Genomic DNA, 5,910 nt, shown 5'->3' on the forward strand with positions numbered 1-5,910 from the left:
GGCCTGGGCGCCCAGCCGGACGCCACCGCGACGGCCCTGCCGGGCGCGCGCGGCGCGGACGTCGACGGCGTCCCGGTGCACGCGGTACGCCTGAGGGGTCTGCTGGCCCACCAGGAGGTGCTGCTCGGCGGCGAGGGCGAGACGCTGACGATCCGTCACGACTCGCTGCACCACAGCAGCTTCATGCCGGGCATCCTGCTCGGCGCGCGCCGCGTGGCCGTCACTCCCGGCCTGACCTTCGGCCTGGAACACTTCCTGGACCTGGGCTGAGGCGGCAGGAGTCATGGGCGGAAAGATCACGTACTTCTTCCTCGCCACCGTGCTGGTGCTCGTCTTCGGCGTGGTGGCGATGGAGGGCGTACTGCTCCTGCTGACGGGGGAGCCGGCGGCGATGGGCATGGGCGCGGTGGCGTTCCTGCTGCCCTGCGTCGGCGGCTGGTTCCTGTGGCAGAACACCCGGTTCGCGCGGCGCGCGAACCGGCTGGCGGCGGAGCTGGAGGCCGAGGGCGGTCTCCCGGTCGACGAGCTGTCCCGCACCCCGGGCGGCCGGATCGACCGGGACTCCGCCGACGAGGTCTTCGCGCGGCGCAAGGCCGAGACCGAGGACACCCCGGGCGACTGGCGCTGCTGGTTCCGGCTCGCGGTCGCGTACCACGACGCGCGTGACACGCCGCGCGCCCGCAAGGCGATGCAGCGCGCCATCGCGCTGCACGGGGGCCGTACGGCCTAGGGCCGGCCGGGGAGTTCGTCCGACGAGTACGCGGGTGCCTAGCGGGCGCCCGCGTACTCCGCGTTCCAGGCCTCGACAGTGTCCGCGGCGCGGTCGAAGGCCTCGATGCGGGAGAGGAAGTCGGCGCTGTGGTCGGTGAGCAGCGGGGCCTGCTCGCCGTCCTGCCGGACGAGGACCAGCGCCTGGCCCTGCACCGTGCGGGGCAGTCCCAGCCAGCGCACCGGCTGCTGCACCGTGCGCAGCTCGGCGACCTTGTGCCACGGCAGCGTGGTGGTCGCCAACAGCCGCACCTGGCGCACGCCGTGCCGGCTGACCCAGGTGCCCACGCGCAGCATCCGCAGCGCGAAGCCGATGATCAGCGCGGCGAGTCCGAGACAGACGCCCGCGCCGGGCAGTGCGCCGGCGACGGCGATGATCACCGCCGCGAGCAGCACGAACGACGCGAGCAGCAGCGCCAGCGCCGCCGCCCCGACCCGCCACGGGCCGGGCCGGTAGGGCCGGCGCCAGGTGTCGTGGTCGTCGAAGGGCAGGGCGACGTCGTCGTCGGTGTCGAAAGCGCGGTCGGCCGTCAGGAAGGGCAGGGGCACGACAGGTCCTCACTCACAAGCACGCTCGTTGGGGCTGTGGTCGGTGAGGCTACCCAGGGGGGTCCGCACCGGGCCACCCCGGGGGCCGGACAGATCAGCGGCCGTCGGAGGCCTCGGACTGTTCCTGGTGGGCCGGGGAGTGGCTGGTCTCCAGAGCCGGCATGCCGAAGAGCAGCGACCCGACGAGACCGGCCACGACGGTCAGCCCGACCAGCGTACGGCCCACGAGTTCGGGGGTGCTGAGGCGCTCCCTGGGCGGCGGAGTGACGTTACTGCGGAAGCTGTCCGCCTCGGCCACGAAAGCGAACGGGACGGTCTCACGCCTGGGGGTACCGCCCAGCGGTAGCTGGGGGAGGAACATCAGGGACCACTCCTCGGAAGATGCACAGGAACGCGCTGTCATCGGTACAGACGAGCGGAAGCGTGGCGCGGTGCCCCATTTTGCCGAATTGGCCGAAGAAACTCGGACGCCGGGCCGAGAGGGCTCGCTCGGACGGGACTGTCAGTGGCTCCCCGTAGAGTGGGCGCCGCCCCGAGCGAAGCAATCTGGAAGGACCCGCCGGTGACCCACACCCCCGCAGAAGACCTCAAGCCCAGCTTCCGCAGCGATGTGACCGTCGAGCTGGTGAAGCACACCGCCGGCGACTCGGACGTGCTGTGGGCGGCCCGGGTCTCCACGGCCGGCGAGCAGTCCCTGGACGAGCTCAGCAAGGACCCGGAGCGCTCCAAGGGCTTGATCAACTACCTGATGCGGGACCGCCACGGCAGCCCCTTCGAGCACAACTCGATGACCTTCTTCATCAGCGCCCCCATCTTCGTGTTCCGCGAGTTCATGCGGCACCGCGTGGGCTGGTCGTACAACGAGGAATCCGGCCGCTACAGGGAGCTGCACCCGGTCTTCTACGTGCCCGACGCCTCGCGCAAGCTGGTCCAGGAGGGCCGCCCGGGCAAGTACGTCTTCGTCGAGGGCACCGAGGCCCAGCAGGAGCTGACCGGCCGCGTCATGGAGGACTCGTACCTCCAGGCGTACGAGGCGTACCGGGAGATGCTGGCGGCCGGCGTCGCCCGCGAGGTCGCCCGCTCGGTCCTCCCGGTCGGTCTCTTCTCCTCGATGTACGCCACCTGCAACGCGCGCTCGCTGATGCACTTCCTCGGCCTGCGCACCCAGCATGAGCTCGCCGCGGTGCCGTCCTTCCCGCAGCGGGAGATCGAGATGGTCGGCGAGAAGATGGAGCAGCACTGGGCCGAGCTCATGCCGCTCACGTACGCCGCCTTCAACCAGAACGGCCGCGTGGCCCCGTAAGGCGCAAGCGGTCATAAGGCCCAAAAGCCATATGTGTGACCTCTTGCGGTACAGATGTGCGAGATCGTCACGCGAAGTGTCCGGATTGCGACGTTTCACGAAGTTCATCTAGGCTGATCAAACGGACCCGGCACTGCTTGAACCCCCGAGCAGGCAGTGCCGGGCTCCGTATCTCACGTCCCCCGAGGGGACACCGTGCGTTGAGCAGCGAGTAGCGTGTTACCCATGGCTCCGATCTCCACTCCGCAGACCCCCTTCGGGCGGGTCCTCACCGCCATGGTCACGCCCTTCACGGCCGAGGGCGCACTTGACCTCGACGGTGCCCAGCGACTCGCCGCCCATCTGGTCGACGCCGGGAACGACGGTCTCGTCGTCAACGGCACCACCGGCGAGTCGCCCACCACCACCGACGCGGAGAAATCGCAGCTGGTACGCGCCGTCCTGGAGGCGGTGGGCGACCGCGCCCACGTCGTCGCCGGCATCGGCACCAACGACACCCACCACAGCATCGAGCTCGCCCGCACCGCCGAGCGCGACGGCGCGCACGGCCTGCTGGCCGTCACGCCGTACTACAACAAGCCCCCGCAGGAGGGCCTGTACCGGCACTTCTCGGCCATCGCCGACGCCACCGAGCTCCCGGTGATGCTGTACGACATCCCCGGCCGCAGCGGCGTCCCGATCGACACCGAGACGATCGTCCGGCTCGCCGAGCACCCCCGGATCGTCGCCAACAAGGACGCCAAGGGCGACCTCGGCCGCGCCAGCTGGGCCATCGCCCGCAGCGGCCTCGCCTGGTACTCCGGCGACGACATGCTCAACCTGCCGCTGCTCTCCGTCGGCGCGGTCGGCTTCGTCTCCGTCGTCGGCCACCTCGTCTCCCCGGACCTCCGGGCCATGCTCGACGCCCACCTGAACGGCGACGTCCAGAAGGCCACCGAGATCCACCAGAAGCTGCTGCCGGTGTACACGGGCATGTTCCGCACCCAGGGCGTCATGACCACCAAGGCCGCCCTCGCCCTCCAGGGCCTCCCGGCCGGCCCGCTGCGGCTGCCGCTCGTGGAGCTGTCCCCCGAGGAGACCGCCCAGCTGAAGCTCGATCTCGCCGCCGGCGGGGTACAGCTCTGATCAACGGACTTCACAACTGAATAGATGATCTTCGGATCACGACAGACAACAGCAAGTGCACGAATGTCACGCGCGCCACGTGCCCAAGCGGTACGTGGCGTGCGTGGTGAGGAGAGTCTTTTGAGTCATCCGCATCCTGAACTCGGCGCCCCGCCGAAGCTTCCCAAGAACGGTCTGCGCGTCACGCCGCTCGGCGGGCTCGGCGAGATCGGCCGGAACATGACGGTCTTCGAGTTCGACGGCCGTCTGCTGGTCGTCGACTGCGGCGTCCTCTTCCCCGAAGAGGAGCAGCCGGGCGTCGACCTGATCCTGCCGGACTTCACCACCCTCCGGGACCGCCTCGACGACATCGAGGGCATCGTGCTCACGCACGGCCACGAGGACCACATCGGCGGCGTCCCCTACCTGCTCCGGCTGAAGCCGGACATCCCGCTGATCGGCTCCAAGCTGACCCTCGCGCTCATCGAGGCCAAGCTCCAGGAGCACCGGATCCGCCCCTACACCCTCGAGGTGGTCGAGGGGCAGCGCGAGCAGCTCGGCCGCTTCGACTGCGAGTTCATCGCGGTCAACCACTCCATCCCGGACGCCCTGGCCGTCGCTGTCCGCACCCCTGCGGGCATGGTCGTCGCCACCGGCGACTTCAAGATGGACCAGCTGCCGCTGGACGGCCGCCTCACCGACCTGCACGCGTTCGCGCGGCTCAGCGAGGAGGGCATCGACCTCCTGCTGTCCGACTCGACGAACGCCGAGGTCCCGGGCTTCGTGCCGCCGGAGAAGGACATCTCCAACGTCCTGCGCACGGTCTTCGCGAACGCCCAGAAGCGGATCATCGTGGCCAGCTTCGCCAGCCACGTGCACCGCATCCAGCAGATCCTCGATGCCGCCCACGAGTACGGCCGCAGGGTCGCCTTCGTCGGCCGCTCGATGGTCCGCAACATGGGCATCGCCCGCGACCTGGGCTACCTGCGGGTCCCGGCCGGCCTCGTCGTCGACGTCAAGACCCTCGACGACCTGCCGGACGACGAGGTCGTGCTCGTCTGCACGGGCTCCCAGGGCGAGCCGATGGCGGCCCTGTCCCGCATGGCCAACCGCGACCACCAGATCCGGATCGTCCCGGGCGACACCGTGATCCTGGCGTCGTCCCTGATCCCGGGCAACGAGAACGCGGTCTACCGCGTGATCAACGGCCTGAGCCGCTGGGGCGCGAACGTGGTCCACAAGGGCAACGCCAAGGTGCACGTCTCGGGCCACGCCTCGGCCGGCGAGCTGCTGTACTTCTACAACATCTGCCGCCCGAAGAACCTCATGCCGGTCCACGGCGAATGGCGTCACCTGCGCGCCAACGCCGAGCTCGGCGCGCTGACGGGGATCCCCAAGGACCACATCGTCATCGCCGAGGACGGCGTGGTCGTCGACCTGGTCGACGGCAAGGCGCGGATCGTCGGCAAGGTCCAGGCCGGTTACGTGTATGTCGACGGGCTTTCGGTCGGCGACGTCACCGAGTCGTCCCTGAAGGACCGTCGCATCCTCGGCGAGGAGGGCATCATCTCGGCCTTCGTCGTCGTCGACTCCACGACCGGCAAGATCGTGAGCGGTCCGAACATCCACGCCCGTGGCTCTGGCATCGACGACTCGGCGTTCAACGCCGTGGTCCCGAAGCTGGAGGAAGCCCTGAACAAGTCGGCCCAGGACGGCGTCATGGAGCCCCACCAGCTCCAGCAGCTCATCCGCCGCACGCTCGGCAAGTGGGTGTCCGACACCTACCGCAGACGCCCGATGATCCTCCCGGTCGTCGTCGAGGTCTGACCCACCCTCAGGCCCGAACCAGGAGCGGAGCGCCTCGATTTGCATCCGAGCGCTCCGCTCCAGTACGTTTACGGCTCCGCCTGAACGGGAAGCCCCGGTGCCGCTGTGCACCGGAACGGGTTGACCGGGAGGGGCGGGAAATCCGACTCAGATCATCTGATAAAGTCGGAACCGCCGGAAAGGGAAACCGCCGAAAAGCGAATTCCCGGAACGGAAAGCCCGCTCCAGCGGGTGGCAGAAACGAGAAATCGGATCTGCTAAGCTGGAAACACGAAAGACCGAAGGGAAAAGCCCGGAGGAAAGCCCGAGAGGGTGAGTACGAAGGAAGCGTCCGTTCCTTGAGAACTCAACAGCGTGCC

8 protein-coding genes are annotated in these 5,910 nt (G+C 69.2%); 5 read left to right on the forward strand and 3 right to left on the reverse strand.

Going from position 1 to position 5,910, the window contains the following annotated elements:
* Window positions 1-270: dihydrodipicolinate reductase C-terminal domain-containing protein (locus VIU94_RS17820; RefSeq protein ID WP_331912638.1), on the forward strand; the 270-nt coding region annotated here is incomplete at its 5' end.
* A gap of 13 nt (window positions 271-283) precedes the next feature.
* Complete coding sequence (locus tag VIU94_RS17825; RefSeq protein WP_331912640.1) at window positions 284-730, forward strand: hypothetical protein; 447 nt, start codon at window positions 284-286, stop codon at window positions 728-730.
* A 38-nt stretch (window positions 731-768) separates the two neighbouring features.
* On the opposite strand, the gene VIU94_RS17830 is transcribed toward VIU94_RS17825, so the two are convergent.
* Window positions 769-1,317 (reverse strand): SCO5741 family PH domain-containing membrane protein, encoded by a 549-nt coding sequence (locus tag VIU94_RS17830; protein ID WP_331912642.1) that lies wholly within the window; start codon window positions 1,315-1,317, stop codon window positions 769-771.
* Window positions 1,318-1,411: 94 nt separating this feature from the next.
* Complete coding sequence (locus VIU94_RS17835) at window positions 1,412-1,678, reverse strand: hypothetical protein (protein ID WP_331912644.1); 267 nt, start codon at window positions 1,676-1,678, stop codon at window positions 1,412-1,414.
* A 201-nt stretch (window positions 1,679-1,879) separates the two neighbouring features.
* Between VIU94_RS17835 and thyX the strand changes: the two genes are divergently transcribed.
* The 3 genes from thyX (at window position 1,880) to VIU94_RS17850 (ending at window position 5,551) form a co-directional block, all read left to right on the forward strand.
* Window positions 1,880-2,620: an FAD-dependent thymidylate synthase gene (gene thyX, locus VIU94_RS17840; RefSeq protein WP_331912646.1), complete on the forward strand. Its 741-nt coding sequence runs from the start codon at window positions 1,880-1,882 to the stop codon at window positions 2,618-2,620.
* A gap of 225 nt (window positions 2,621-2,845) precedes the next feature.
* Window positions 2,846-3,745: a 4-hydroxy-tetrahydrodipicolinate synthase gene (dapA, locus tag VIU94_RS17845; protein WP_331912648.1), complete on the forward strand. Its 900-nt coding sequence runs from the start codon at window positions 2,846-2,848 to the stop codon at window positions 3,743-3,745.
* Between the two features lie 120 nt (window positions 3,746-3,865).
* Window positions 3,866-5,551 carry a ribonuclease J gene (locus VIU94_RS17850; protein ID WP_331912650.1) on the forward strand — a complete coding sequence of 562 codons (1,686 nt, stop codon included), beginning with the start codon at window positions 3,866-3,868 and terminating at the stop codon, window positions 5,549-5,551.
* A gap of 147 nt (window positions 5,552-5,698) precedes the next feature.
* Here VIU94_RS17850 and VIU94_RS17855 read toward each other — a convergent pair.
* On the reverse strand, window positions 5,699-5,910 hold a 212-nt coding region (locus VIU94_RS17855), incomplete at its 5' end, for a hypothetical protein (protein WP_331912652.1).

It is taken from the genome of Streptomyces sp. (assembly GCF_036566765.1).
GTDB lineage: Bacteria > Actinomycetota > Actinomycetes > Streptomycetales > Streptomycetaceae > Streptomyces.

Bases quoted from the DNA above. Each gene is read 5' to 3' on its own strand.
- VIU94_RS17825 (WP_331912640.1), top strand. From the start codon at position 284: ATGGGCGGAAAGATCACGTACTTCTTCCTCGCCACCGTGCTGGTGCTC.
- VIU94_RS17835 (WP_331912644.1), bottom strand. From the start codon at position 1,678: ATGTTCCTCCCCCAGCTACCGCTGGGCGGTACCCCCAGGCGTGAGACC.
- dapA (WP_331912648.1), top strand. From the start codon at position 2,846: ATGGCTCCGATCTCCACTCCGCAGACCCCCTTCGGGCGGGTCCTCACC.